The 25,529-nt window shown below is 52.2% G+C and carries 28 protein-coding genes; 21 read left to right on the forward strand and 7 right to left on the reverse strand.

The genetic code is table 11. The annotated features are described in order from the left end of the window. Window positions 1-12: 12 nt before the first annotated feature. From lptE to nadD, 3 genes are read left to right on the forward strand one after another with little or no spacing between them, the layout of a single operon-like run. Complete coding sequence (lptE, locus tag HVZ52_RS16220) at window positions 13-606, forward strand: LPS assembly lipoprotein LptE (RefSeq protein WP_181598460.1); 594 nt, start codon at window positions 13-15, stop codon at window positions 604-606. After that, complete coding sequence (gene holA / locus HVZ52_RS16225) at window positions 606-1,637, forward strand: DNA polymerase III subunit delta (protein ID WP_181546361.1); 1,032 nt, start codon at window positions 606-608, stop codon at window positions 1,635-1,637. Before lptE ends, holA begins: the two co-directional genes overlap by 1 nt. A gap of 1 nt (window position 1,638) precedes the next feature. Continuing rightward, the gene (gene nadD, locus HVZ52_RS16230) at window positions 1,639-2,280 is read left to right on the forward strand and encodes a nicotinate-nucleotide adenylyltransferase (RefSeq protein ID WP_087121840.1); all 642 of its coding nucleotides are present in this window, start codon (window positions 1,639-1,641) and stop codon (window positions 2,278-2,280) included. On the opposite strand, the gene cobD is transcribed toward nadD, so the two are convergent. Next, window positions 2,255-3,349, reverse strand: coding sequence for a threonine-phosphate decarboxylase CobD (gene cobD, locus HVZ52_RS16235; protein WP_181598461.1), 1,095 nt, complete (start codon window positions 3,347-3,349; stop codon window positions 2,255-2,257). The two genes, nadD and cobD, sit on opposite strands and share 26 nt — an antisense overlap. A 96-nt stretch (window positions 3,350-3,445) precedes the next feature. On the opposite strand from cobD, the gene HVZ52_RS16240 reads away from it, so the two are divergent. The 10 genes from HVZ52_RS16240 to lipA all read left to right on the forward strand — a co-directional run bounded on the left by HVZ52_RS16240 (window position 3,446) and on the right by lipA (window position 12,895). Next, window positions 3,446-4,057 carry an adenosylcobalamin/alpha-ribazole phosphatase gene (locus HVZ52_RS16240; RefSeq protein ID WP_046274589.1) on the forward strand — a complete coding sequence of 204 codons (612 nt, stop codon included), beginning with the start codon at window positions 3,446-3,448 and terminating at the stop codon, window positions 4,055-4,057. Between the two features lie 254 nt (window positions 4,058-4,311). Further along, a complete protein-coding gene (gene rsfS, locus HVZ52_RS16245) occupies window positions 4,312-4,629 on the forward strand; it encodes a ribosome silencing factor (RefSeq protein WP_003022728.1) in 318 nt (105 codons plus the stop codon). A 3-nt stretch (window positions 4,630-4,632) separates the two neighbouring features. Further along, entirely contained in the window at window positions 4,633-5,100 is a 468-nt protein-coding gene (gene rlmH, locus HVZ52_RS16250) for a 23S rRNA (pseudouridine(1915)-N(3))-methyltransferase RlmH (RefSeq protein ID WP_003022725.1), read from the forward strand. A gap of 30 nt (window positions 5,101-5,130) precedes the next feature. Then, the gene (gene mrdA / locus HVZ52_RS16255) at window positions 5,131-7,032 is read left to right on the forward strand and encodes a peptidoglycan DD-transpeptidase MrdA (RefSeq protein WP_016152233.1); all 1,902 of its coding nucleotides are present in this window, start codon (window positions 5,131-5,133) and stop codon (window positions 7,030-7,032) included. Window positions 7,033-7,034: 2 nt separating this feature from the next. Continuing rightward, a complete protein-coding gene (mrdB, locus tag HVZ52_RS16260) occupies window positions 7,035-8,147 on the forward strand; it encodes a peptidoglycan glycosyltransferase MrdB (protein ID WP_006685529.1) in 1,113 nt (370 codons plus the stop codon). A 10-nt stretch (window positions 8,148-8,157) separates the two neighbouring features. Beyond that, a complete protein-coding gene (rlpA, locus tag HVZ52_RS16265) occupies window positions 8,158-9,261 on the forward strand; it encodes an endolytic peptidoglycan transglycosylase RlpA (protein ID WP_181598462.1) in 1,104 nt (367 codons plus the stop codon). A 142-nt stretch (window positions 9,262-9,403) separates the two neighbouring features. Further along, complete coding sequence (gene dacA, locus HVZ52_RS16270; RefSeq protein ID WP_003022711.1) at window positions 9,404-10,615, forward strand: D-alanyl-D-alanine carboxypeptidase DacA; 1,212 nt, start codon at window positions 9,404-9,406, stop codon at window positions 10,613-10,615. 106 nt (window positions 10,616-10,721) lie between these two features. Further along, window positions 10,722-10,985 carry a DUF493 family protein YbeD gene (ybeD, locus tag HVZ52_RS16275; protein WP_003022706.1) on the forward strand — a complete coding sequence of 88 codons (264 nt, stop codon included), beginning with the start codon at window positions 10,722-10,724 and terminating at the stop codon, window positions 10,983-10,985. A gap of 96 nt (window positions 10,986-11,081) precedes the next feature. Then, window positions 11,082-11,723, forward strand: coding sequence for a lipoyl(octanoyl) transferase LipB (lipB, locus tag HVZ52_RS16280; protein ID WP_181598463.1), 642 nt, complete (start codon window positions 11,082-11,084; stop codon window positions 11,721-11,723). Between the two features lie 206 nt (window positions 11,724-11,929). Then, window positions 11,930-12,895, forward strand: coding sequence for a lipoyl synthase (gene lipA / locus HVZ52_RS16285; RefSeq protein ID WP_003022702.1), 966 nt, complete (start codon window positions 11,930-11,932; stop codon window positions 12,893-12,895). A gap of 77 nt (window positions 12,896-12,972) precedes the next feature. On the opposite strand, the gene tatE is transcribed toward lipA, so the two are convergent. Further along, window positions 12,973-13,176, reverse strand: a complete 204-nt coding sequence (gene tatE, locus HVZ52_RS16290) for a twin-arginine translocase subunit TatE (protein WP_016152230.1) — start codon at window positions 13,174-13,176, stop codon at window positions 12,973-12,975. A gap of 128 nt (window positions 13,177-13,304) precedes the next feature. Further along, complete coding sequence (locus tag HVZ52_RS16295) at window positions 13,305-14,093, reverse strand: deaminated glutathione amidase (protein WP_181598464.1); 789 nt, start codon at window positions 14,091-14,093, stop codon at window positions 13,305-13,307. Between the two features lie 90 nt (window positions 14,094-14,183). On the opposite strand from HVZ52_RS16295, the gene crcB reads away from it, so the two are divergent. Continuing rightward, the gene (crcB, locus tag HVZ52_RS16300) at window positions 14,184-14,567 is read left to right on the forward strand and encodes a fluoride efflux transporter CrcB (protein ID WP_003831281.1); all 384 of its coding nucleotides are present in this window, start codon (window positions 14,184-14,186) and stop codon (window positions 14,565-14,567) included. A gap of 51 nt (window positions 14,568-14,618) precedes the next feature. On the opposite strand, the gene cspE is transcribed toward crcB, so the two are convergent. Together cspE and pagP are read right to left on the reverse strand one after the other, a co-directional pair. Beyond that, the gene (gene cspE, locus HVZ52_RS16305) at window positions 14,619-14,828 is read right to left on the reverse strand and encodes a transcription antiterminator/RNA stability regulator CspE (protein WP_000034825.1); all 210 of its coding nucleotides are present in this window, start codon (window positions 14,826-14,828) and stop codon (window positions 14,619-14,621) included. Between the two features lie 189 nt (window positions 14,829-15,017). Then, window positions 15,018-15,581: a lipid IV(A) palmitoyltransferase PagP gene (gene pagP / locus HVZ52_RS16310; protein ID WP_016155963.1), complete on the reverse strand. Its 564-nt coding sequence runs from the start codon at window positions 15,579-15,581 to the stop codon at window positions 15,018-15,020. A 451-nt stretch (window positions 15,582-16,032) separates the two neighbouring features. Between pagP and dcuC the strand changes: the two genes are divergently transcribed. Further along, complete coding sequence (dcuC, locus tag HVZ52_RS16315; RefSeq protein ID WP_016152227.1) at window positions 16,033-17,415, forward strand: anaerobic C4-dicarboxylate transporter DcuC; 1,383 nt, start codon at window positions 16,033-16,035, stop codon at window positions 17,413-17,415. Window positions 17,416-17,564: 149 nt separating this feature from the next. Here the strand turns inward: dcuC and dpiA are convergent, their stop codons facing one another. After that, window positions 17,565-18,245 (reverse strand): two-component response regulator DpiA, encoded by a 681-nt coding sequence (dpiA, locus tag HVZ52_RS16320; RefSeq protein ID WP_016152226.1) that lies wholly within the window; start codon window positions 18,243-18,245, stop codon window positions 17,565-17,567. Further along, the gene (gene dpiB / locus HVZ52_RS16325; protein WP_046274583.1) at window positions 18,214-19,875 is read right to left on the reverse strand and encodes a sensor histidine kinase DpiB; all 1,662 of its coding nucleotides are present in this window, start codon (window positions 19,873-19,875) and stop codon (window positions 18,214-18,216) included. The genes dpiA and dpiB overlap by 32 nt, the downstream gene beginning before the upstream one ends. Before the next feature lie 389 nt (window positions 19,876-20,264). Here dpiB and citC point away from each other — a divergent pair, with 389 nt between their 5' ends. From citC to citG, 6 genes are read left to right on the forward strand one after another with little or no spacing between them, the layout of a single operon-like run. Next, entirely contained in the window at window positions 20,265-21,341 is a 1,077-nt protein-coding gene (citC, locus tag HVZ52_RS16330; RefSeq protein WP_016152224.1) for a [citrate (pro-3S)-lyase] ligase, read from the forward strand. After that, window positions 21,338-21,634 (forward strand): citrate lyase acyl carrier protein, encoded by a 297-nt coding sequence (citD, locus tag HVZ52_RS16335; RefSeq protein ID WP_003831276.1) that lies wholly within the window; start codon window positions 21,338-21,340, stop codon window positions 21,632-21,634. Before citC ends, citD begins: the two co-directional genes overlap by 4 nt. Next, window positions 21,631-22,539: an aldolase/citrate lyase family protein gene (locus tag HVZ52_RS16340; protein ID WP_181598465.1), complete on the forward strand. Its 909-nt coding sequence runs from the start codon at window positions 21,631-21,633 to the stop codon at window positions 22,537-22,539. Before citD ends, HVZ52_RS16340 begins: the two co-directional genes overlap by 4 nt. A 9-nt stretch (window positions 22,540-22,548) precedes the next feature. Beyond that, the gene (gene citF / locus HVZ52_RS16345; RefSeq protein WP_016152222.1) at window positions 22,549-24,081 is read left to right on the forward strand and encodes a citrate lyase subunit alpha; all 1,533 of its coding nucleotides are present in this window, start codon (window positions 22,549-22,551) and stop codon (window positions 24,079-24,081) included. A 3-nt stretch (window positions 24,082-24,084) separates the two neighbouring features. Further along, a complete protein-coding gene (gene citX / locus HVZ52_RS16350; protein ID WP_181598466.1) occupies window positions 24,085-24,639 on the forward strand; it encodes a citrate lyase holo-[acyl-carrier protein] synthase in 555 nt (184 codons plus the stop codon). Further along, window positions 24,608-25,513: a triphosphoribosyl-dephospho-CoA synthase CitG gene (gene citG / locus HVZ52_RS16355; protein WP_049269763.1), complete on the forward strand. Its 906-nt coding sequence runs from the start codon at window positions 24,608-24,610 to the stop codon at window positions 25,511-25,513. The genes citX and citG overlap by 32 nt, the downstream gene beginning before the upstream one ends. Window positions 25,514-25,529: the final 16 nt, after the last annotated feature.

The following is a 25,529-nucleotide window of genomic DNA, read 5'->3' on the forward strand; positions in this document are numbered from 1 at the left end:
GCGGGAGGAAGCGTGCGACTTCTGACAACATTGTTGTTATCGCTGGCGGTGCTTGTCACCGCCGGGTGTGGCTGGCATCTGCGTAGTACTACGCAGGTTCCACCCTCAATGAAAACCATGATCCTGAACTCTGGCGATCCGAACGGCCCGTTAAGCCGCGCGGTGCGTAATCAGCTGCGTCTGAACGGTGTTACGCTGCTTGAAGACGGTACCATGCGTAAAGATGTGACGTCCTTACGTCTGGGTGCGGTCAGCATTTCGCAGGATACGGCATCGGTATTCCAGAACGGTCAAACGGCTGAATACCAGATGGTGATGTCCGTAAGTGCTACTGTGCTGATTCCAGGTCATGATATTTACCCAATCAGCGCCAAAGTTTATCGTTCGTTCTTTGACAACCCACAGGCTGCACTGGCGAAGGATAACGAGCAGGACATGATCATAAAAGAGATGTATGACAAAGCGGCTGAACAGTTGATTCGTAAGCTGCCAAGCGTACATCTGGCCGATACTCAGTCATCCAATGCTGATGCTGAGCCTGCGGTGAATAAAACCGCAGCGCCTGCGTCATCTCCGGCGCGTGTCTCCACCACGCTGGGTAACTGATGCTCAAGTTGTACCCTGAACAACTCCGCGCACAGCTCAATGAAGGGCTGCGCGCGGCGTATTTACTCTTGGGCAACGATCCCCTCTTATTGCAGGAAAGCCAGGATGCCATCCGTCAGGCTGCCGCAACACAAGGATTCGAAGAACACCACGCCTTCACTCTGGACAACAGCACCGACTGGGGAGAGATTTTTTCACTCTGCCAGGCGATGAGCCTGTTTGCCAGCCGTCAAACCCTGCTTCTGCAGTTGCCTGAAAATGGCCCTAATGCCGCCATTAATGAACAGCTCGCGTCACTCGTCACTCTGTTACATGACGATCTGCTACTGATGGTTCGCGGCAACAAACTCACCAGGGCACAGGAAAACGCCGCATGGTATACGGGGCTTGCAAATAACGCGGTTCAGGTAAGCTGCCAGACGCCGGAACAAGCACAGCTTCCTCGCTGGGTTGCCGCCAGGGCGAAACTTAACAACCTGCAACTGGATGACGCAGCCAATCAGCTGCTGTGCTATTGCTATGAAGGTAATCTGTTAGCACTGGCGCAAGCGCTGGAACGATTAGCGTTGCTTTGGCCTGACGGCAAGCTAACGCTGCCCCGCGTGGAGAAAGCGGTTAACGATGCCGCGCACTTTACCCCATTCCACTGGGTAGACGCGCTGCTAATGGGCAAAAGCAAACGCGCGCTGCACATTCTGCAGCAGCTACGCCTGGAAGGTAGCGAGCCGGTTATTTTGCTGCGTACGATCCAGCGTGAGTTACTGTTGCTGGTTAACTTAAAACGGCAGTCGACCCATACGCCTTTGCGCACGTTGTTTGATAAACACCGGGTGTGGCAAAATCGCCGGGGCATGATGGGAGATGCGCTAAACCGGCTGAACCCGGCGCAACTGCGTCAGGCTGTGACGCTTTTAACGCGTACGGAAATTACGCTTAAACAAGACTATGGTCAGTCAGTGTGGGCGGAACTTGAGGGGCTTTCCCTTTTGCTCTGTCATAAATCGCTGGCCGATGTTTTTATTGATGGTTGATATGAAATCATTGCAGGCTCTGTTCGGTGGCACCTTTGATCCGGTGCATTACGGTCATCTTAAACCGGTTGAAATTCTGGCGAATCTGATTGGCCTTTCCCGGGTCATCATCATGCCCAATAACGTGCCGCCACATCGTGCGCAGCCCGAAGCGTCCGGTGAGCAACGTAAGCGTATGGTTGAACTGGCCATTGCTGATAAACCGCTATTTTCCCTGGATGAACGCGAACTGAAACGCGATACCGCCTCCTACACCGCGCAAACGCTAAAAGAGTGGCGCGAGGAGCAAGGCCCAAACGTGCCGTTAGCGTTTATCATTGGTCAGGATTCGCTGCTTACCTTCCCTTCCTGGCATGACTACCACACGATTCTGGGTAATACCCACCTCATCGTGTGCCGACGTCCGGGCTATCCACTCGAAATGGCGCAGGAAAAACACCAGCAATGGCTGGAGGATCATCTAACCCATTCAGCAGATGACTTGCACAACCTGCCTTGCGGGAAGATTTACCTGGCCGAAACGCCGTGGTTTAACATCTCCGCCACGCTCATCCGTGAGCGCCTGGAAAAGGGCGAGCCGTGCGACGACCTGATGCCAGACGCGGTGCTTGACTATATCAATCAACAGGGACTGTACCGCTAAGCGCCTTGCGTAAGGCCGTCAGCAGGTGGTTATTCTCTTCCTGGCTGCGAACGGCTACCCGATAATAGCGCGCATCCAGCCCCGGATAATTGGCGCAACTGCGAATCAAGACATGCTGTTTCAGCAACGCGAGTTGCAGATCCATATCCGCATTATCGCAGCGTAATAAACGATAATTTGCCCGGCCGGGATACGCCGTCAGGCCGGGCAGATCTTGCAGTTGTTGATCAAACCGCTCCCCCTCTTGTTCCAGCCATTTCCACGTCGCCCGCTGATATGCGCTATCGCGTAAGATAATCTCGCCTGCCAGGGCAGCAAACGCATTAATTGACCACGGCATTTGTTGGCTGCGCATCTGTGCAACCGCCTGTTCGTTACTGTTGACCAGATACCCCAGACGCAGTCCCGGGATCGCATAGAACTTGGTGAGCGAACGCAGCACCCAAATATGCGGGTTCTCGTGCAGTAACGGGATAAACCCCGACTCCCCGGCAATAAAATCGATAAACGCTTCATCAAGGATCAGGGCGATACCCAGCGACTCACAACGCGTGGCAATTTCACGCAGCAGGCGGGTTTCGGGCAACAACCCGGTGGGATTATTGGGCGTACAGAGAAACAGGCAGTCCAGCTCAGGCGTTAACGCATCGAGGATCGCATCGGTAAGCTGCCAGCCATCGTCTTCGCACAGCGCAAACTCATGGATCGTACAGTCTCCCCATTGCAGCGCCCGACGATATTCCGCAAACCCAGGCGTCACGATCATCGCGTGGCGTGGCTTCAGGCCATGCACCAGGGTAAAAATGGATTCGGTTTCACCGTTCCCGGCCAGGATCCACGAGGACGGAATTTGATGATGCTCCGCCAGCGCGGCATGCAGTTGCGCGTAATCGACATCCGGGTAACACTCCGTGCAGTCCAGATTGTCGATAATCGCCCGTTTTAAACTTACCGGCATACCCAGCGGGTTAATATTCGCGCTAAAATCCAGCAACTGTTCAGGCAAGATGCCCAACAATTCGGCGGCTTCTCGGGTGTTACCGCCATGTGCGCTCTTCAATAAAGACATCGTGCCGCTCCACGTAAAAAAGGGTATTTTAGTGAAAAATCACTGCGCAATCAGGGCAAACATCATATTTTGTGCGAATAGCCTCACGAGGAAAACATGAGACTCTGGTTAGTACGTCATGGCGAAACCGAAGCCAATGTCGCTGGTTTATATAGCGGCCACGCCCCCACACCGCTAACGGAACGGGGGATCGCTCAGGCGCAAACGCTGGGTACGCTGTTACGCAATGTCCCTGTCGACAACGTTCTGTGCAGCGAACTGGAACGCGCCCGCCATACAACGCAGTTGATTCTGGCAGAACGTGAAGTTCCTGTGCGCAACATGCCTGAGCTTAATGAGATGTTTTTTGGTGACTGGGAAATGCGTCACCATCGCGATCTGGCGCGCGAAGACGCCGAAAATTACGCCGTGTGGTGTAACGACTGGCAGAATGCGACGCCCACCAATGGCGAAGGTTTTCAGGCGTTTTCCCAGCGAGTGGAACGTTTCATTGCCCAGCTTGCTGATTATAAAGCGTGCCAAAATCTGCTGGTGGTGAGTCATCAAGGCGTGCTGAGCGTGTTGATCGCCCGTCTGCTGTCCATGCCCGCAGCGGCAATGTGGCATTTCCGCGTCGAACAAGGCTGCTGGAGCGCAATTGATTTTTGTGACGATTTTGCGGTTCTGAAAGTGCTTAACAGCCGGGCCGTATGGCGCGACGGGGAGTGAAAGCGCTGTTTTTTATGCCGAAGGGCCTCTCTCCCATTGACACCCCATGACAGGCTGTTATTCTCCGCAGCCTGACTTTTCCCGCCCTTCAGAGCTTTGCAGAAATTGTTTTACAAAAATGGCGATGCATTCTGTGGCGTGGGGTGGGATGATAGCGCACTTCACAAGCGCATTCGGAGACATTTGTCCCGATATCGCCTCTGGTTCAGGTATACTAACAGACGTTTTTAACTCTTTTCACCCAGGGGGAACACTTGCAGGGTAAAGCACTCCAGGATTTTGTAATCGACAAAATTGATGACCTGAAAGGTCAAGACATCATCGCCTTAGACGTTCAGGGCAAATCCAGCATCACTGATTGCATGATTATCTGCACCGGTACATCCAGCCGTCACGTTATGTCTATTGCAGACCACGTGGTCCAGGAGTCCCGCACTGCTGGCCTGCTGCCGCTCGGCGTGGAAGGCGAGAATGTCGCTGACTGGATCGTCGTTGACCTCGGCGATGTGATTGTCCACGTGATGCAGGAAGAGAGTCGTCGCCTGTATGAACTGGAAAAACTCTGGAGTTAATGCGTGAAGCTGCAACTTGTCGCTGTGGGTACGAAAATGCCTGACTGGGTACAAACCGGATTTACCGAGTATCTCCGTCGGTTTCCGAAAGATATGCCCTTTGAGCTGATCGAAATCCCGGCAGGAAAGCGCGGCAAGAACGCGGACATTAAACGCATTCTCGACAAAGAGGGTGAGCAGATGCTGGCTGCCGCAGGCAAAAACCGCATCGTCACCCTTGATATCCCGGGTAAACCCTGGGACACGCCGCAACTGGCGACCGAACTTGAGCGCTGGAAACTGGACGGTCGTGACGTCAGCCTGTTAATTGGCGGGCCGGAAGGTCTCTCTCCTGCCTGTAAAGCGGCAGCGGAACAAAGCTGGTCACTCTCTGCATTAACCCTTCCACACCCTCTTGTTCGGGTTCTGGTTGCGGAGAGTCTGTACAGGGCGTGGAGCATTACCACCAACCATCCTTATCACCGTGAGTGATCATTGATTCTTGAGTAGATTAAGCAGCGGATGAAACTACAGAATTCTTTTCGCGACTATTCGGCTGAGTCCGCGCTGTTTGTGCGCCGGGCGCTGGTCGCTTTTTTGGGGATTTTGCTGCTAACCGGCGTGCTGATCGCCAACCTTTATAATCTGCAAATCGTTCGCTTCACTGATTATCAGACCCGTTCGAACGAAAACCGCATCAAACTGGTGCCTATCGCGCCGAGTCGCGGCATCATTTATGACCGCAACGGAATTCCTCTCGCCCTTAACCGCACCATTTATCAGATAGAAATGATGCCGGAAAAGGTAGACAACATTCAGGATACCCTCGACGCGCTGCGTAACGTCGTAGACCTGACGGACGACGATATTGCTGCCTTTAAAAAAGAGCGCGCCCGTTCACACCGTTTCACCTCAATTCCGGTAAAAACCAACCTGACTGAAGTTCAGGTCGCACGCTTTGCCGTGAATCAATATCGCTTTCCAGGCGTCGAAGTTAAAGGCTATAAACGCCGCTATTACCCATACGGCTCTGCGCTGACCCACGTAATTGGCTACGTATCGAAGATCAACGATAAAGACGTAGACCGCCTGGACAAAGACGGCAAGCTGGCTAACTACGCGGCAACGCATGACATCGGCAAGCTGGGTATTGAACGCTATTATGAGGACGTGCTTCACGGCCAAACCGGGTATGAAGAAGTAGAAGTGAACAACCGCGGCCGCGTCATTCGCCAGTTGAAAGAAGTGGCGCCGCAGGCCGGGCACGATATCTATCTCACCCTTGATTTGAAACTCCAGCAGTATATTGAAACGCTGCTGGCGGGCAGTCGTGCCGCCGTGGTGGTTACCGACCCGCGTACCGGTGGTGTTCTGGCGCTGGTATCTATGCCGAGCTATGACCCGAATCTGTTCGTGGATGGTATCTCCAGTAAAGATTACTCCGGGTTGCTCAATGACCCGAACACCCCCTTGGTTAACCGCGCCACACAGGGTGTTTACCCCCCTGCTTCGACGGTTAAACCTTACGTTGCGGTTTCTGCGTTAAGCGCAGGCGTTATCACCCGCAATACCGGCCTGTTCGATCCGGGCTGGTGGCAGCTACCGGGCTCTGAAAAACGTTACCGCGACTGGAAAAAGTGGGGGCACGGCCATCTGAACATCACCCGCTCTCTGGAAGAGTCCGCGGATACGTTTTTCTATCAAATCGCCTATGATATGGGGATTGACCGGCTTTCCGAGTGGATGAGCAAATTTGGCTACGGCAAATATACGGGCATCGATCTTGCCGAAGAGCGCTCCGGCAATATGCCAACCCGCGAGTGGAAGCAAAAACGGTTTAAAAAGCCATGGTATCAGGGTGATACCATTCCCGTCGGCATCGGCCAGGGTTACTGGACAGCAACCCCAATCCAGATGAGTAAAGCGCTGATGATCCTTATCAACGACGGTTTGATAAAAGTCCCGCATCTGTTGATGAGCACGGCAGAAAACGGCAAGCAGGTGCCGTGGGTACAGCCGCACGAACCGCCCGTTGGCGATATTCATTCTGGTTACTGGGAAATCGCGAAAGACGGTATGTACGGTGTTGCGAACCGCCCTAACGGAACTGCGCATAAGTATTTTGCTGGCGCGCCTTACAAAATTGCGGCGAAATCCGGTACCGCGCAGGTCTTTGGCCTGAAAGCTAATGAAACCTATAACGCACATAAGATCGCCGAACGTTTACGTGACCACAAGCTGATGACGGCCTTCGCCCCCTATGATAAACCCCAGGTCGCTGTCGCCATGATCCTTGAAAACGGCGGTGCGGGTCCGGCGGTGGGTACCATTATGCGCCAGATCCTTGACCATATTATGTTGGGCGACAACAACACCAATCTGCCTGCGGAAAACCCAGCGGTTGCAGCAGCGGAGGACCAATAATCGTGACGGATAATCCGAACAAAAAAACATTCTGGGACAAAATCCACATTGATCCCACAATGTTGCTTATTTTGCTGGCTCTGCTGGTTTACAGCTCACTGGTCATCTGGAGCGCCAGCGGCCAGGATATTGGCATGATGGAGCGCAAAGTCGGCCAGATCGCAATGGGCCTGGTCATCATGGTAGTGATGGCGCAAATTCCCCCCCGGGTGTATGAGGGCTGGGCGCCCTATCTCTATATCTTTTGCATCATTCTGTTGGTGGCGGTAGACGCCTTCGGCGCCATTTCCAAAGGTGCGCAGCGCTGGCTGGATTTGGGTATCGTGCGTTTTCAGCCTTCTGAAATTGCCAAAATCGCCGTACCGCTAATGGTTGCGCGCTTTATTAACCGTGACGTTTGCCCACCATCGCTAAAAAATACCGCCATTGCGCTGGTGCTGATTTTTATGCCCACGCTGCTGGTCGCCGCCCAACCTGACCTCGGCACCTCAATTCTGGTCGCCCTTTCCGGTCTGTTTGTCTTGTTCCTTTCTGGTTTGAGCTGGCGCTTAATCGGCGTTGCGGTGGTTCTGGTCGCGGCGTTTATCCCGATACTGTGGTTCTTCCTGATGCATGATTACCAGCGTCAGCGCGTCATGATGCTGCTCGACCCGGAAACCGATCCGCTGGGCGCGGGTTATCACATAATTCAGTCTAAAATTGCTATTGGCTCCGGCGGGTTACGCGGCAAAGGCTGGCTGCATGGTACACAATCGCAGCTTGAGTTTTTACCCGAACGCCACACCGACTTTATCTTTGCTGTCTTAGCGGAAGAGCTGGGTCTGGTGGGGATCTTGATTCTGTTGACGCTCTACATTTTGCTGATTATGCGCGGATTATGGATCGCTGCCCGCGCGCAAACCACCTTTGGTCGCGTCATGGCGGGTGGCTTAATGTTGATATTATTCGTTTATGTCTTCGTAAATATTGGTATGGTGAGCGGTATTCTGCCCGTGGTTGGGGTTCCACTCCCACTGGTCAGTTACGGAGGCTCGGCACTTATCGTGCTGATGGCCGGGTTCGGGATTGTTATGTCGATCCACACCCATAGAAAAATGTTGTCGAAAAGCGTGTAAGGGGTACGCAATGCGTAAGCAGTGGCTTGGTATCTGCATCGCAGCAGGAATGCTCGCGGCGTGTTCGAGTGATGATGGTCAGCAACAGGTTGCTGTCGCGCCGCAGCCTGCGGTGTGTAATGGTCCGATTGTTGAAATCAGCGGGGCCGATCCGCGCTTTGAACCCCTGAACCCAACGGCGAATCAGGACTACCAGCGTGATGGTAAAAGCTACAAAATCGTGCAGGATCCCTCCCGCTTTAGCCAGGCCGGACTTGCCGCTATCTATGATGCGGAACCAGGAAGCAACTTAACCGCGTCTGGCGAAGCGTTCGACCCGATGCAGCTGACCGCTGCGCATCCGACGCTGCCTGTCCCCAGCTATGCCAGAATTACCAATCTGGCGAACGGCAGGATGATCGTCGTGCGCATTAACGATCGCGGGCCTTATGGCAACGATCGCGTGATTTCACTTTCGCGCGCCGCAGCCGATCGTCTGAACACCTCCAACAACACTAAAGTGCGTATCGACCCAATCATCGTCGCCCAGGATGGTTCATTGTCCGGACCGGGTATGGCTTGTACCACAGTCGCGAAACAAACTTATGCCTTGCCTGCGCGTCCTGATTTAAGCGGTGGCGGCAATATGGGAAGCATGCCTTCGCCATCAGATGCAGGTCAGCCGCAAGGCGATATTCGTCCGATCAGTAATTCCACGCTGAAAAGCGATGACCCAACCGGTGCGCCAGTAAACAGCAGTGGATTCCTCGGTGCGCCAACCACGCTCGCATCAGGCGTGCTGGAAAGCAGCGAGCCGACTCCGGCGCCGCAATCGACAACCACCGCACCGGTCACGTCAACCGCGCCGGCAGCAACCCCAGCAGCCGTCACAGCGCCCGCGGCAACTGCCAACGGACGCTATGTGGTTCAGGTTGGCGCAGTCAGCGAGCAGTCGCGCGCGCAGCAGTATCAAAAGCGTTTAAGCCAGCAGTTTGGCGTTCCTGGCCGGGTGGTACAAAACGGCGCAGTCTGGCGTATCCAGATGGGGCCGTTTGCCAGCAAAGCTGAAGCCTCCACATTGCAGCAGCGTCTTCAATCCGAGGCGCAATTACAGTCCTTCATCACCGGCGTGTAATAACGTAAATCAGGTATCTGAACTGTCAGTTTCTGTAAATGACATTAACAAAGTCACGCGGAAAGTCAGATGCCTGCCAGTTATGCATTTGCTATAGTAGGGCACTTTTTTTAATTTCATCACGGACGTCGTAGTTCAGACCATGAAGACCACTTTTTCCGCTCGTTTCGTGCAGCGTATGGCGCTCACCGCGGCTCTCTGCGCAGCCTCTCTCTCTGCTGCCCATGCCGATGACCTGAATATTAAAACCATGATCCCGGGTGTTCCGCAGATCGATGCGGAGTCGTATATCCTGATTGATTACAATTCAGGTAAAGTTCTGGCAGAACAGAACGCAGACACTCGCCGCGACCCCGCCAGCCTGACCAAAATGATGACCAGCTACGTCATCGGCCAGGCGATGAAAGCCGGGAAATTCAAAGAAACCGATCTGGTCACCGTCGGCAATGACGCATGGGCTACGGGCAACCCGGTCTTCAAAGGTTCATCGCTGATGTTCCTCAAGCCAGGCATGCAGGTTCCTGTTTCTCAGTTGATCCGTGGTATTAACCTGCAATCCGGAAACGACGCGTGCGTGGCGATGGCAGACTTCGCAGCCGGTAGCCAGGATGCTTTCGTCGGCCTGATGAACAGCTATGTGAATGCGCTGGGCCTGAAAAACACCCACTTCCAGACCGTTCATGGTCTCGATGCTGACGGTCAGTACAGCTCGGCTCGCGACATGGCGATGATTGGTCAGGCTCTGATTCGCGACGTGCCTAACGAATACTCTATCTATAAAGAAAAAGAGTTCACCTTTAACGGCATTCGTCAGTTAAACCGCAACGGCCTGCTGTGGGATAACAGCCTGAATGTCGACGGTATCAAAACCGGTCACACCGATAAGGCTGGCTATAACCTCGTTGCATCAGCAACCGAAGGCCAGATGCGTCTGATCTCCGCCGTTATGGGTGGTCGCACCTATAAAGGCCGAGAAACCGAAAGTAAAAAACTGCTGACCTGGGGCTTCCGTTTCTTCGAAACCGTGAACCCGTTGAAAGTGGGTAAAGAATTTGCCTCAGAACCCGCCTGGTTTGGTAACACCGATCGTGCGTCGTTAGGCGTTGATAAAGACGTCTACCTGACCATTCCGCGCGGCCGCATGAAAGACCTGAAAGCCAGCTATGTGTTGAACACCACTGAACTGCACGCTCCGCTGCAGAAAAATCAGGTTGTTGGCACTATCAACTTCCAGTTAGATGGCAAAACCATTGAACAGCGTCCGCTGGTGGTGCTGCAGGAAATCCCTGAAGGCAACTTCTTTGGGAAAATCATTGATTACATTAAATTAATGTTCCATCACTGGTTTGGCTAAAAATCGAACACTTGAAAGTGTGATTTACGTCCCCATATACTAGGTATCCAGATAACTCCCACGCGCAGTGGGAGTTATTATTTTTTGATGTAACGCCGGAGCTGACATGAAAACCAAACTTAACGAACTGCTTGAATTCCCTACTCCATTTACTTACAAAGTAATGGGGCAGGCGTTGCCTGAGCTGGTTGATCAGGTGGTTGAAGTGGTACAGCGCCATGCGCCAGGTGATTACTCTCCGACGGTAAAACCGAGCAGCAAAGGCAACTACCACTCGGTCTCAATCACCATCACTGCTACACACATTGAGCAGGTTGAAACGCTGTACGAAGAATTAGGCAATATCGATATCGTACGCATGGTGCTGTAAAAACCTGTCGGTTACCCGCTGCATCCCCGCTCGGGTAACCCCTCCCCCCTGTGATATACTTTTCCCCTCTTTAACATTCTCTACGGAGATGCCGTTTTGTATCAGGATAAAATTCTGGTCCGCCAGCTCGGTCTTCAACCTTACGAGCCAGTCTCTCTGGCCATGCATGAATTTACCGATACCCGTGATGAAAACAGTCATGATGAAATCTGGCTGGTAGAGCATTATCCTGTCTTCACCCAGGGTCAGGCAGGTAAAGCTGAGCACGTATTGATGCCGGGAGATATTCCGGTGATCCAGAGCGATCGTGGCGGTCAGGTGACCTACCACGGGCCAGGCCAACAGGTTATGTATGTGCTGTTGAACCTGAAGCGTCGTAAACTTGGCGTTCGCGAACTGGTTACGTTGCTGGAGCAAACCGTCGTGAATACCCTTGCGGAAATCGGCATTGACGCCCACCCGCGAGCCGATGCGCCTGGCGTATACGTGGGTGAGAAGAAAATCTGCTCTTTGGGATTACGTATCCGTAGAGGATGTTCATTTCACGGCTTAGCGCTCAACGTGGATATGGACTTGTCGCCTTTCCTGCGTATCAATCCTTGTGGTTATGCCGGGATGGAGATGGCGAAAGTATCGCAGTGGGATAGCACAGCCACGACCGAGAGCATTCGCCCCCGCCTGCTGGCCAACATTCTCGCGCTGTTGGGTAACCCACCGCACGAGTACATCGCGGACTGAAAATACGGTCATACTTTGCCACGGCATATGTTGTGGCAAATGGCACAAAACAACAACTATTTTACATTTTGCCAGCCTGTCAGGCTGCTTTCTGGCCCGTTTCAATGATATACTGCGTATCACTAATTCAAAAATAGTTGATAAATGCAACATTCCCTTGAATTGAAACGCTTTCCTTCGTAATTCGCAACTGGAACACGCAAGCTATGAGTAAACCCATTGTGATGGAACGCGGTGTTAAATACCGCGATGCCGATAAGATGGCTCTTATCCCGGTAAAAAATGTGGCAACAGAGCGTGAAGCCCTGCTGCGTAAACCGGAATGGATGAAAATAAAACTGCCAGCGGACTCCACTCGCATCCAGGGCATCAAAGCGGCAATGCGCAAAAATGGCCTGCACTCTGTCTGCGAAGAAGCTTCCTGCCCTAACCTGGCTGAATGTTTCAATCACGGAACAGCAACCTTTATGATCCTCGGCGCAATCTGTACTCGCCGTTGCCCATTCTGTGACGTTGCCCATGGCCGTCCGGTTGCTCCTGACGCCAACGAGCCGTTAAAACTGGCTCAGACGATTGCGGACATGGCGCTGCGCTATGTCGTGATTACCTCCGTTGACCGTGACGATCTGCGTGACGGCGGCGCTCAGCACTTTGCTGACTGCATCACCGCGATTCGTGAGAAAAGCCCGTCGATTAAAATCGAAACGCTGGTGCCTGACTTCCGTGGTCGTATGGATCGCGCGCTGGATATCCTCACAGCCACGCCGCCGGACGTGTTTAATCACAACCTCGAAAACGTACCGCGTATTTATCGTAATGTACGCCCTGGGGCTGACTACAACTGGTCGCTGAAGCTTCTGGAACGCTTCAAGGAAGCGCACCCGGAGATTCCGACCAAATCGGGTCTGATGGTGGGTCTGGGTGAAACCAATGCTGAAATCATTGAGGTTATGCGCGACCTGCGCAGCCATGGCGTGACCATGCTGACGCTGGGGCAGTATTTACAGCCAAGCCGCCATCACCTCCCGGTTCAACGCTATGTAAGCCCGGATGAGTTCGATGAGATGAAAGCAGAAGCCATGGCTATGGGCTTTACCCACGCTGCTTGCGGTCCATTCGTGCGCTCTTCATACCATGCTGACATGCAGGCCAAAGGGCTGGAAGTGAAGTAATCGTGTAATACTCACTTACATATCAGCAATAAAAAACCGGCAAATCGCCGGTTTTTTTTCATGCAGAGTTTGCAGTATTACTCTTTATGAGAAAGCTTCTCAGCCTGAACGCTACCATCAGCCTCTTTCTTGGCATCGGCATTATCGTCGTTCATTGCTTTCTTGAAGCCCTTGATTGCCGTCCCCAGGTCTCCACCCAGAGTACGTAACTTCTTGGTACCAAACAGCAGAACAACCAGTGCGGCAACCACCAGCAGTTTGGTAATACTAATCTCACCCATAGATACCTTCTTGACTTAAACCAGGCTACATAAAGCGCCATATTAACCTGAGAATATTAACGGCCTTTCGACGCGCGCACACAATAGCAATCTGTAACAAGGTGAATCAAGCCTTGTTTAAAAAAACGTCATAATAATTGCGGTGGCGCAAAGCGTCGGTTACTTAACACCGGAAGTTGTGCCCTGACCTGCCTCACCCGCTCGGCGGAAACCTCGGCCATAATGAGCGCGGGCGTTTCAGCCGCCGACGCAATAGTCACGCCAAAGGGATCGATGACCCGGCTTTGGCCGATATTCTTGTTACCGCACTCTCCGGCCGCAACCAGATAACACGTGGCATCCAGCGCTCTTGCCGCCAAAAGCGTGGCCCAGTGATGCTCTTTTAACGATCCCCGCACCCAAGCCGCAGGTAAAACGAGAATCTCAGCCCCCTGCAACGCGTGCGCCAGCGCCAGCTCAGGGAAGCGCAGGTCATAGCAGGTCATTAGCCCTACTTTTAATCCGCCTACGTCCAGCAGCGGCGCTATGGCGTCCCCTGCATCGACATTACGTGACTCCTGAATCGAAAAGGCGTCATAGAGATGTAATTTAGCGTAATGGGCCACTACCCGACCAGCCCGTAGCGCCACCAGCATGTTAAATGCCCGGCCTGGCACAGAGGGAACATGAATCGTCAGGATTGTCGTCATCTCATTTTGTGCGCTTTCTCGCAACAAACGCGTCAGAAACCCGCCTTCCAAAAGCTGAGCTGATTTCACTGACAGGTCAGGGTCTAAATCGTCACGCGCCAACAATGCCTCCGGTAATACCAGTAGCGACGCCCCCTCTCCAGCAGCCTGAGACATCAGTAAGGCGCAGGTTTCTGCATTTTTTTCCCATGAAGGTCCCACGGCAAATTGCCCTGCTGCAACGAACATATTCCCTCCAGAAAACTTTGTTAGGCTCGCCAACAACAATTATTCAGCGTTACACTCACCCTCTATACAATCAAATAGCAGGATTACGCAGTGTTACAACTCCTTTTAGCAGTTTTTATCGGTGGTGGCACAGGTAGCGTAGCAAGATGGATGTTGAGTATGCGGTTTAACCCGCTGCATCAGGCCATTCCATTCGGTACGCTGGCTGCAAACTTACTTGGCGCATTTATCATTGGTATGGGTTTGGCATGGTTTAATCGCATGACAAATATTGACCCAATGTGGAAGGTGCTGATTACTACTGGCTTTTGCGGGGGACTGACAACGTTTTCCACTTTCTCTGCTGAGGTAGTGTTTTTACTGCAGGAAGGACGCTTTGGTTGGGCTATGGTGAATGTACTGGTTAATCTGTTGGGATCATTCGCGATGACCGCCCTGGCATTCTGGTTGGTATCTGCCTCTCCCGCACATTGAAGCGAAAAAAACCCGCAATTAAGCGGGTTTTGAATGCTTGCTGTCGTATGCTTACAGAGCGATTACGTTTGCAGCAGAAGGGCCTTTGGCACCGTTAGTGATTTCGAACTCTACACGCTGACCTTCAGCCAGAGTTTTAAAACCATTGGTCTGGATTGCAGAGAAGTGTACGAACACATCTTTGCTGCCATCTTCCGGAGTAATGAAACCGAATCCTTTGGACTCATTAAACCACTTAACGTTACCTTTAATCTTAGACATCAAAATTACCTTTACATGAAAAATAGACACAAATGCTGTGTCGGGTATCAGTACAACAATTGTGGTGCACTTTGTCCAGTCGAACTTTATCAAAAAGTGATAAATGTCGCGTTATTTTTCAGTTAAACTCCCTATCACTATGTTTTTAAAAGACTTTTCAATAAACCACCTGACAATACAGGTAGTCCATCAAAACTGGAACCGCATCCACGCAAAGTAGACGTTGCCGTTGTTATACGTTCCAGGAATGTAGGTCATCTGAAACGTTGCCGGGCCATAACCAATTGATGCCAGCGGTAACAGCACCGGTACCGGAATGTAGTTCCAGTTATCACGCGCGGTGAAACCGGCGGTAAAGCCGAGACCTGTATGGAAGTTTTCATCAGCCAGCGGTCGCCAGGTTTTTTCCCAGCCATAGCCGCCAATGGGTTCCCATTTATTGTAGGAATCCTTAAACGCCATGATATAAAGTCCGTGCCAGTTACCTTTATCATCCCAACGGGATTGACCAAATCCTGCACCCCACGGCCGTTCATTGTAGCGATCCGTTTTTTCTTTATCGTAGGCAAAACGCGCATGCCAGGTAATAGCAGGTACATACAGATCATAATGTTCCGGCTGCTGCCAGGTTTCACTGACATTATCTTTAAAAGTAGCAAACCAGCCTTTATCTTCAGCAGCAGCCTGGGAAGTGAAAGCTAACTGAATAAAAATAAATGAAAAAATGAGAAAATATCGTTTAGCGAAAATCACAACTTAATTACCATCCTGGGATTTATTATTAATTTTAGCAAACCCAACCTTAATGTCAGCTTAACAAAAATGCGCAAATAAAAAATCAGAATATTCCTCAGCCTATAACCTATCCCTTTATTTACTGAGCCATTTCATAGGAACTATTTTCTCTTTATTGCCAATAAATTGTGTTTTCCTGCGGCGAGAGTTAAATAACATCACAATAAATTAACAATAAAGCATCAATATCACCACAAAACACACACACCAACGCTGCGCTTCACAGTTTTTTATTGTGATATTCTTTTTTTAATCGTGATGCTGAAAAAACGGCTTAGCCATCGCTTGAATCCGTATTTTTATTGATTTCAATCAGCAAGAGTTATCGGTTTATTAGGCACATTCTGTCACCACTTTTTACTTTTTTTAGTTTTTTAACTTTCTGGGCAGCAATGCGACAGGGGAAACAATGTTGACATTTATTGAACTCCTTATTGGGGTTGTGGTTATTGTGGGTGTAGCGCGCTACATCATTAAAGGTTATTCCGCGACAGGCGTACTGTTTGTCGGCGGTCTGGTTTTGCTGATTATCAGTGCGTTGATGGGCCATAAAGTTTTGCCGTCTAGCGCAGCAACAACGGGCTATACGGCAACAGACATTGTTGAATATATTAAAATTTTGCTGATGAGCCGTGGCGGCGATCTCGGCATGATGATTATGATGCTGTGTGGTTTTGCCGCCTACATGACGCATATTGGCGCGAATGATATGGTGGTTAAGCTGGCCTCTAAGCCGCTGCAGTATATCAATTCACCTTATCTGCTTATGATTGCCGCCTATTTTGTCGCCTGCCTGATGTCCCTGGCGGTCTCTTCAGCAACCGGTCTGGGCGTATTGCTGATGGCGACATTGTTCCCGGTCATGGTTAACGTTGGGATTAGCCGTGGCGCCGCAGCGGCCATTTGCGCCTCCCCAGCCGCTATTATTCTTTCGCCAACATCCGGTGATGTAGTGCTGGCTGCAAAAGCCGCGGAAATGCCGCTGATCGATTTCGCGTTTAAAACCACGCTGCCAATTTCCATTGCCGCCATCATTGCTATGGCGATTGCCCACTTTTTCTGGCAGCGTTATCTGGATAAAAAAGAGAACATTTCTCATGAAATGTTAGATGTGGCTGAAATTACCACTACCGCCCCGTCGTTTTACGCCATCTTGCCATTTACCCCGATCGTTGGCGTCCTGATTTTCGATGGAAAATGGGGCCCACAGCTGCATATCATTACGATTCTGGTGCTGTGCATGCTCATCGCTGCTGTACTGGAGTTCGTACGAGGATTCAACACCCAGAAGGTTTTCTCGGGTCTTGAAGTCGCCTACCGTGGTATGGCGGATGCCTTTGCTAATGTGGTGATGCTGTTAGTCGCGGCGGGCGTTTTTGCCCAGGGTCTGAGCACAATCGGCTTTATTCAGAGTCTGATTTCTATCGCCACCTCGTTTGGCTCCGCGAGCATTATTCTGATGCTGGTACTGGTGATCCTGACTATGCTGGCGGCAATGACCACGGGGTCCGGTAACGCACCTTTCTATGCCTTCGTTGAGATGATCCCGAAACTGGCGCACTCTTCTGGCATTAACCCGGCTTACCTTGCTATCCCGATGCTGCAGGCATCAAACCTTGGACGCACAATCTCTCCGGTCTCCGGTGTGGTTGTCGCTGTCGCAGGGATGGCAAAGATCTCTCCGTTCGAAGTAGTGAAACGTACCTCGGTTCCGGTACTGGTTGGACTGCTGGTTGTGATTATCGCAACTGAAGTGATGGTGCCGGCGACGTCCGCCCTGATTGGCGGTTAACGATAACTGTCAGTATCTGACCTTGATACGCAAAATCATTTAAGCTGCATCAAGGCGGCAAGTGAAGACATCCCCAGTACCATAGATAATTATGTGACTGGGGTTTCTTCACGCAGCCCACAAAGAGGCAGCTTCAAGGATGACGTGAATTAGCCGCCGTGATAAATACGCTGCGGCCTCCCCACCTTACCGTGAATAATCTCCGCAATAATCAAATGACGGCTGGCACAGTACTCCAGGTAGCGCCTGGAGGTGGTACGGCTGATAGTGAGCGCCTGGGCGATCGTTTCCGCAGTATGATGTACCGTCGGATCGGCAAATAATTTCAACACCGCATTCAGCGTTAACGCATCAATTCCGGTCGGCAAATCGCCTTTCGGTTCGCCGCGCGCATAAGCATTAAACATTTCATCAATCTGCTTTTGACTGGCGCTGTCATTACCGGCCAACATGCGTCTGCGCTGTTGATAACGCGTCAGTGTTTGTCCCAGGCGCTCGTAGGCAATGGGTTTGACCAGATAATCAAACGCGCCGCTGCGCACGGCCTCGGAGACCGTTTCCATGTCGCTGGCCGCCGTGGTAAACACCACGCCCCCCGGATAACGCGTCTGGGTTAGCTCATGCAACAACGTAATTCCCTTGCCATCCGGCAAGTAGTTATCGAGCAGAATCAAACCGGGCTTAAAACGCTCAATCATCATCCTCGCTTGCGCAAGATTACCCGCCAGCCAAATCTGGCTGAAGCCGGGTATATGGCGGATATATTCAGCATGCATTTCCGCCAGTAGCGTTTCATCCTCAACGATCAATAGCGTTAATGGTTCCGTCATTATTTTTTTTCACTTTCGGAAGAAATAAAGAAAATAAGGTGCCGCAGGGGGAGTTATCTTCGAGTGTAATCACCCCGTTACAGCGCCTCACATAACTTGCAATCAGATACAAACCGATGCCATGTTCACCTGGTTCATCGGTACGGGTGCTCACACCCTGTTCAAATATTTTTTCACGCAATGCTTCCGGTACACCGCATCCCTGATCGGCAACTTCGATGATCACGTCATCCCCTTCATCGCTCAAATAAAGTTCGACGATCTTGTTGCCTTGCTGGGTGCGCAAGCTCGCTTCAAATGCATTATCAAGCAGATTGCCAACAATTGCTGCAAACTCTGTGCTATCCAGCCCCTCAGGGAGTTGATGCAGTTGACTGCCAGGAACGATAGTCATAGTGAGGCCCAGTTCACGTGCACGCTGCACCTTGCCAAACAACAGACCGGCTACCTGACGATCGGCAAACGCGCCGCGCAGGCTGTCAATCAGTTGCTGTTGCGCCTGCGACTCCCCCTGCACCATTGCCAGCACCCGGTCATACTCTTTCATTTGCAGCAGGCCATTAATGGTCGACATCCAGTTAAGGTGTTCATGACGCAGCGTTCTCAGGCTCTCTACATACTGTTTGATCTGCGTTAATTGCGCATTAAGAGTAGCAATTTCATCTTTACTACGAAAACTGATGATTGCCCCAAGCAGTTCATCGCCGGAGCGAATCGCCTCACGGTTAGCGATAACGCTCAGGCCATTAAAGTTCACCATCGCGTCCTGTCGTTTTTCCGCAATCTGCTGGGTGAAAAAGTCAGTCGGCTGAACCACCTCACTAACCGGTTTTCCAAGCCACTTTCGTCCAGGCGAAGACAGCCCCAGCATTTTCCTCGCGCTGCGGTTTATTGCGGTGATATACCCATCAGGGTCCACGGCGATCAAACCTTCATATACCGAGCTGAATAGCGCTTCCTGCTGACGCACTACCCGCGCGATTTGCTTAGGCTCCATCCCCAACATCTGCCGGCGAATATGGGCGGCAAATAACCAGGAAAGCAGCATAAGTACCAGCAACAGCAGGATAAACACCCCTGCCATTGGGAGTAAAAAGTCCGATCGCCAGCTATCGATTTTACTGATCAGATAGCCAATTGAGACCACGCCAATGATTTTGCCATCGTCATCAAAGATGGGCGTTTTGGCGCGCATCGCCATCCCAATCGACCCTTTACCGGTAATAAAGTAACTTTCCCCTCTTTCCAGCGCGCCGGGTTTGGTGAACTGCATCGGGTAGCCAATTTTTTCCGGATTTGGGTGGTAAAGGCGGACAGAGTTGGTATCCCCGATCACCACATAGTCGAAGTCAGTCCCGCTCTGCAGTTTGTCGGCAATGGTCGCCAGACGCTTGTAATCACGATGCTTCACCGCCGCGATGATACTGTCGTTAGAGGCGATGATTTTGGCCTGGTTCATCGCCATATCGCGGACATGCGTTGCCAGATAATCTTCAAAACTGGCGGTAAAGTATTGTGCTAACGCGGCGATAATAAAAACAGAAACGACCAAAATAAGCAGAAAGATACGCAATGGAAACGCCAGACTGCGAAAAAAAGGAAACCGTGTTTTATTTTTCTGCTCTGCCATATTTCTTCCTCAGCGACGATACCCGAAACTTATTTTTCATTGTAGTTGTAATAAAAATGTTTTATTTGCAAGTCGCGGTATAAAACAGGATCGTTGCAGATTCCCCACCTTAAATCAATTAAACAAATTAAAACCACACGCTATTTCGGAGTTAAATTAATTAAAAAACTTAAAACCATAAAACACATTAAAACCTTCTAACTTATTGTGAAATAAATCAAAAATTACCTCCAAAATACTCCTTACGATGTATGCAGCAGGGAAAAAAAGAAATACTCCGTAATAAAAAAATATTCCCTTCAATTGCAAACAAAAAGTTATCAGGTTGCTAAACGGAGCAACAAAAACAGAAACCCAGTAACAAATATAGCATCGGGGCTCTATTCACTATGTTCGGTAATAATATATTCACGCAAGTTAAACGCTCAGAAAATAAAAAGATGGCGGCTATCGCGCAATTTCTGAAAGAAAATGATTTGAGCGTTGATACAACTGTCGAAGTATTTATCACCGTCACCCGTGATGACCGCCTGATTGCCTGCGGCGGCATTGCCGGCAATATCATAAAGTGCGTCGCCATCTGCGAATCCGTAAGGGGTGAAGGCTTAGCGTTGACGCTGGCGACCGAGTTAATCAACCTCGCCTATGAGCGCCACTGTACGCACCTCTTCATCTATACCAAAACCGAGTACGAGTCGCTGTTTAAGCAGTGCGGTTTTTCTACGCTGACCAGCGTTCCCGGCATTATGGTGCTGATGGAAAACAGCACTACACGTCTGAAACGCTACGCTGAATCACTGGCGAAACAGCGCCATGAAGGGAAAAAAATTGGTTGTATCGTCATGAACGCCAACCCCTTCACCAACGGACATCGTTTTCTGATCCAACAAGCAGCCGCGCAATGTGACTGGCTGCATCTGTTTTTGGTGAAAGAAGATACCTCGCGTTTTCCGTATGAAGACCGACTGGATCTGGTGCTTAAAGGGACAAAAGACATTCCACGTTTAACCGTTCATCGCGGTTCGGAATACATCATTTCCCGCGCCACATTCCCGTGCTACTTCATCAAAGAGCAGAGCGTTATTAACCACTGCTATACCGAAATAGACCTGAAAATCTTCCGCCAGTATCTGGCCCCGGCTCTTGGCGTCACGCACCGCTTCGTCGGTACCGAGCCGTATTGCACCGTCACCTCCCAGTACAACAACGATATGCGCTACTGGCTGGAGACCCCAACGCTTCCCGCCCCACCGATTGAACTGGTGGAAATTGAGCGGCTGTGCTTCCAGGAGATGCCGATTTCTGCCTCCTGGGTGCGCAAGCTGCTGGTTAAAAAAGATCTCACGGCTATCGCATCCCTGGTCCCTGACGCCACGCTGCACTATCTGCAAAGCATGGTTGAGCGGGCCTCATCGGGTGCGGCAGTCCGCCAAAATACCCCCGCATTAGCAACAGGTGAAAAATGAAAATAAACCAGGCAGCCGTCGCAGGCACACTCGAGTCCGGTGATGTGATGATTCGCATCGCCCCACTCGATTCGCAGGATATTGACCTGCAGGTTAACAGTAGCGTCGAAAAGCAGTTCGGTGATGCCATCCGGGCCACCATTCTGGACGTTCTGTCCCGCTACAACGTACGCGGCGTGCAATTAAATGTTGATGATAAAGGCGCACTGGACTGCATTTTACGTGCGCGACTGGAAGCACTACTGGCCCGCGCTGGCGGTATTCCTGCACTGCCATGGGAGGATTGCCAGTGATTAGTGAATCTTTGCAGCAACGTAAAACCCGTACCCGCCGCAGCATGCTGTTCGTACCGGGTGCCAATGCCGCCATGGTCAGCAACTCGTTCATCTATCCGGCAGATGCGCTGATGTTCGACCTGGAAGACTCCGTCGCGCTGCGCGAGAAAGATACTGCTCGCCGTATGGTGTACCACGCGCTGCAGCATCCGCTGTATCACGACGTTGAAACTATCGTGCGCGTAAACGCCCTCGACTCCGAATGGGGCATTAACGATCTCGAAGCCGTGGTACGCGGCGGCGCTGACATCGTGCGTTTACCGAAGACCGATACCGCGCAGGATGTCATCGACATCGAAAGCGAAATTCTGCGTATCGAGAAAGCCTGTAGCCGTGAGCCCGGCAGTACCGGTCTGTTAGCTGCCATCGAATCGCCGTTAGGCATTACCCGCGCGGTAGAAATTGCCCACGCTTCCGAGCGCCTGATCGGTATTGCACTGGGTGCGGAAGATTATGTGCGTAACCTGCGCACTGAGCGCTCTGCGGAAGGGACTGAACTGCTGTTTGCCCGCTGCTCTATTTTGCAGGCGGCACGCTCTGCCGGCATTCAAGCGTTCGACACCGTTTATTCCGATGCCAACAACGAAGCGGGTTTCCTGCATGAAGCCGCACACATCAAGCAACTGGGTTTTGACGGTAAGTCGCTCATCAACCCGCGCCAGATCGAGCTCCTGCACAACCTGTACGCGCCGACACGCAAAGAGCTGGCTCACGCGCGCCTGGTCGTGGAAGCCGCTGAAGCCGCCGCTCGCGAAGGCCGTGGCGTAGTTTCCCTGAACGGCAAAATGGTCGACAGCCCGGTTATCGAGCGCGCCCTTCTGGTTATCTCCCGTGCAGAACTTTCCGGCATTCGCGAAGAATAAGGCAAAAAAATGACGCAGAAAATCGAACAGTCTCAACGCCAGGATCGCGTGGCGACCTGGAGCCGTCATGCAGAAAGTGAGCTTTCCGCTTATCAGAGCACCGCAAAAGTAGAATTACAGGCGCAAAAACCGCGCGACAAAAAGCTGTGCGCTAACCTGGAAGACGCCATTCGTCGTTCAGGTTTACAGGATGGCATGACCATCTCTTTCCACCACGCTTTTCGCGGTGGCGATCTGACGATTAACCTGGTGATGGACGCCATCGCCAGAATGGGCTTTAAAAATCTGACGCTGGCCTCCAGCTCCCTGAGCGACTGCCATGCTCCGCTGGTTGAGCACATCCGTCAGGGCGTGGTCAGCCGTATTTACACCTCCGGGCTGCGTGGCCCGCTGGCGGAAGAGATCTCCCGTGGCCTGCTGGCCGAGCCTGTGCAGGTCCACTCCCATGGCGGCCGTGTACACCTGGTGCAAAGTGGCGAACTCAGCATTGATGTGGCGTTCCTCGGCGTACCGTCCTGTGACCAGTTTGGTAATGCTAACGGCTATACAGGTAAAGCGTGCTGTGGTTCACTGGGCTATGCCCGCGTCGATGCCGAAAATGCAAAACAGGTTGTCCTGCTGACTGAACAGCTGCTGACCTATCCGCATAACCCGGCCAGCATTACGCAGGATCAAGTGGATCTGATTGTACAGATCGATCAGGTCGGCGATGCGGACAAAATCGGTGCTGATGCGACACGCATGACCACCAACCCGCGAGAACTGTTAATCGCCCGTAGCGCGGCAGACGTCATTGCTAACTCCGGTTACTTCAATGAAGGCTTCTCACTGCAGACAGGAACCGGCGGCGCTTCTCTGGCCGTTACTCGTTTCCTGGAAGACAAGATGCGCAGCCGCGATATCCGTGCTGACTTCGCGCTGGGCGGCATCACCGCTACCATCGTTGACCTGCACGAAAAAGGCCTGATTCGCAAACTGCTGGACGTACAGAGCTTTGACCGTAACGCGGCTGAGTCGCTGGCCCGCAATCCAAACCACATTGAGATCAGTGCCAACCAGTATGCCAACTGGGGCTCAAAAGGCGCCTCCGTCGATCGTCTGGACGTCGTGGTGCTGAGTGCGCTGGAAGTTGATACCAGCTTCAACGTTAACGTACTGACCGGTTCTGACGGCGTACTGCGCGGCGCATCCGGCGGTCACTGCGATACTGCGGTTGCCGCTGCGCTTTCCATCATTGTCGCTCCGCTGGTTCGCGGACGCATCCCGACGCTGGTTGATAACGTCCTGACCTGCGTAACCCCGGGCTCCAGCGTAGACATCCTGGTCACTGACCACGGTATCGCCGTTAACCCTGCGCGTCCGGAACTGGCTGAACGTCTGAAAGAAGCCGGTATGAAAGTGGTGTCCATTGAATGGCTGCGCGAACGTGCACAGCAGCTCACCGGTCAGCCACGCGCTATTGAATTCACCGACCGCGTGATTGCCGTTGTGCGTTACCGCGATGGCTCGGTGATTGACGTTGTGCATCAGGTGAAGGAATAAGCCATGCGCCTGCTCCCTGAACACGCCACCCAACACGCGGTTTCGATTCCCGAGCTGCTCGCCAGCCGGGATGAGAGACAAGCAAGGCAACATGCCTGGCTGACGCGTCATCACGCGCCACTGGTCTCGTTTACCGTGGTCGCACCGGGTCCGATTAAAGACAGCGCATTAACCCGTTGCATCTTTAATCACGGCGTAACCGCCCTGCTCGCGCTGGCGGAAAAATCCACCTGGATTGTCAGGGAGCAAACGGCGCTGGTTTCTGCCAGCGGTCCGGAAGGTCTTTTGTCTATTGAGGCCCCGGCCCACGATCTCAAGCTCGCCACGATTGAACTTGAGCATTCACATCCGCTGGGACGGTTATGGGACATCGATGTCCTGACCCCTGAAGGGGAAATTCTGTCCCGGCGTCATTTCGCACTCCCTGCCCGCCGCTGTCTGCTGTGCGGGCAAAGCGCTGCCGAATGCGCGCGGGGTAAAACCCACGCGCTTTCCGACTTACTCTCTCAGATGGAGGCTCTGCTGCATGATGCCGATTCCCGCAACATCAACCAATAACGCAGTCCTTCCTCTGGATCTGCCTGACGCTTACGCAACGCTTGCGTGGCGGGCCATGTTGACTGAAGTCAACCTGTCGCCCAAACCGGGTCTGGTGGATCGTATTAACAACGGCGCACATAAAGATATGGCGCTGGAAGATTTTCATCGCAGCGCTGAGGCAATTCAGGCCTGGCTGCCGCGTTTTATTGAATATGGGGCGTTTAGCGCACAGCTGTCGCCTGAAGATGTGTTGAAAGGACTGCGCCCACTGGGTATGGCCTGCGAAGCCGATATGTTTCGCGCCACCGAGGGGGTAAACACCCATAAAGGGAGCATCTTTTCACTGGGGCTGCTGTGTGCCGCCATTGGCCGCCTGCACCAGCTCCAACTGACTGTTACCGCTGAAACCCTTTGCTCTACGGCAGCAACATTTTGCCGTGGCCTGACCGAGCGCGAACTGCGCCAGAACAATCAACAACTCACGGCTGGCCAACGTCTTTATCAGCAACTGGGATTAACCGGCGCACGGGGCGAAGCCGAAGCAGGATACCCGCTAGTCATCAAGCATGCCCTGCCGCACTACCGCGCACTGCTGACTCAGGGCCGCGATCCTGAACTGGCGCTACTCGACACGTTATTGCTGCTGATGTCTATCAATGGCGACACCAACGTGGCTTCACGTGGCGGCGCAGAAGGTCTGCGCTGGCTACAGCAGCAGGCCACAACTCTATTGCAGCAAGGGGGGATTCGCACCCCTGCCGATCTCGAATACCTGCGCCAGTTCGACCAACAGTGCATTGAACGCAACCTCAGCCCAGGAGGCTGCGCCGATCTGCTGATCGTCACCTGGTTCTTAGCTCAGATTTCACAAGTTCATCATTATCACAATTAAAGATCCTTTCCGGAGA

The sequence above is a fragment of the Citrobacter sp. RHB36-C18 genome (assembly GCF_013814485.1).
Lineage (GTDB): Bacteria > Pseudomonadota > Gammaproteobacteria > Enterobacterales > Enterobacteriaceae > Citrobacter > Citrobacter braakii.

What these genes read in the sequence shown, in the direction of transcription:
- HVZ52_RS16240 (WP_046274589.1), top strand. Translation starts at nt 3,446, where the DNA reads ATGAGACTCTGGTTAGTACGTCATGGCGAAACCGAAGCCAATGTCGCT.
- nadD (WP_087121840.1), top strand. Translation starts at nt 1,639, where the DNA reads ATGAAATCATTGCAGGCTCTGTTCGGTGGCACCTTTGATCCGGTGCAT.
- dpiA (WP_016152226.1), bottom strand. Translation starts at nt 18,245, where the DNA reads ATGACGGAACCATTAACGCTATTGATCGTTGAGGATGAAACGCTACTG.
- HVZ52_RS16295 (WP_181598464.1), bottom strand. Translation starts at nt 14,093, where the DNA reads ATGTTCGTTGCAGCAGGGCAATTTGCCGTGGGACCTTCATGGGAAAAA.
- cobD (WP_181598461.1), bottom strand. Translation starts at nt 3,349, where the DNA reads ATGTCTTTATTGAAGAGCGCACATGGCGGTAACACCCGAGAAGCCGCC.
- citD (WP_003831276.1), top strand. Translation starts at nt 21,338, where the DNA reads ATGAAAATAAACCAGGCAGCCGTCGCAGGCACACTCGAGTCCGGTGAT.
- holA (WP_181546361.1), top strand. Translation starts at nt 606, where the DNA reads ATGCTCAAGTTGTACCCTGAACAACTCCGCGCACAGCTCAATGAAGGG.
- dacA (WP_003022711.1), top strand. Translation starts at nt 9,404, where the DNA reads ATGAAGACCACTTTTTCCGCTCGTTTCGTGCAGCGTATGGCGCTCACC.
- lipA (WP_003022702.1), top strand. Translation starts at nt 11,930, where the DNA reads ATGAGTAAACCCATTGTGATGGAACGCGGTGTTAAATACCGCGATGCC.
- cspE (WP_000034825.1), bottom strand. Translation starts at nt 14,828, where the DNA reads ATGTCTAAGATTAAAGGTAACGTTAAGTGGTTTAATGAGTCCAAAGGA.
- citG (WP_049269763.1), top strand. Translation starts at nt 24,608, where the DNA reads ATGATGCCGATTCCCGCAACATCAACCAATAACGCAGTCCTTCCTCTG.
- dcuC (WP_016152227.1), top strand. Translation starts at nt 16,033, where the DNA reads ATGTTGACATTTATTGAACTCCTTATTGGGGTTGTGGTTATTGTGGGT.
- rlpA (WP_181598462.1), top strand. Translation starts at nt 8,158, where the DNA reads ATGCGTAAGCAGTGGCTTGGTATCTGCATCGCAGCAGGAATGCTCGCG.
- dpiB (WP_046274583.1), bottom strand. Translation starts at nt 19,875, where the DNA reads ATGGCAGAGCAGAAAAATAAAACACGGTTTCCTTTTTTTCGCAGTCTG.
- tatE (WP_016152230.1), bottom strand. Translation starts at nt 13,176, where the DNA reads ATGGGTGAGATTAGTATTACCAAACTGCTGGTGGTTGCCGCACTGGTT.
- ybeD (WP_003022706.1), top strand. Translation starts at nt 10,722, where the DNA reads ATGAAAACCAAACTTAACGAACTGCTTGAATTCCCTACTCCATTTACT.
- citC (WP_016152224.1), top strand. Translation starts at nt 20,265, where the DNA reads ATGTTCGGTAATAATATATTCACGCAAGTTAAACGCTCAGAAAATAAA.
- citX (WP_181598466.1), top strand. Translation starts at nt 24,085, where the DNA reads ATGCGCCTGCTCCCTGAACACGCCACCCAACACGCGGTTTCGATTCCC.
- mrdA (WP_016152233.1), top strand. Translation starts at nt 5,131, where the DNA reads ATGAAACTACAGAATTCTTTTCGCGACTATTCGGCTGAGTCCGCGCTG.
- citF (WP_016152222.1), top strand. Translation starts at nt 22,549, where the DNA reads ATGACGCAGAAAATCGAACAGTCTCAACGCCAGGATCGCGTGGCGACC.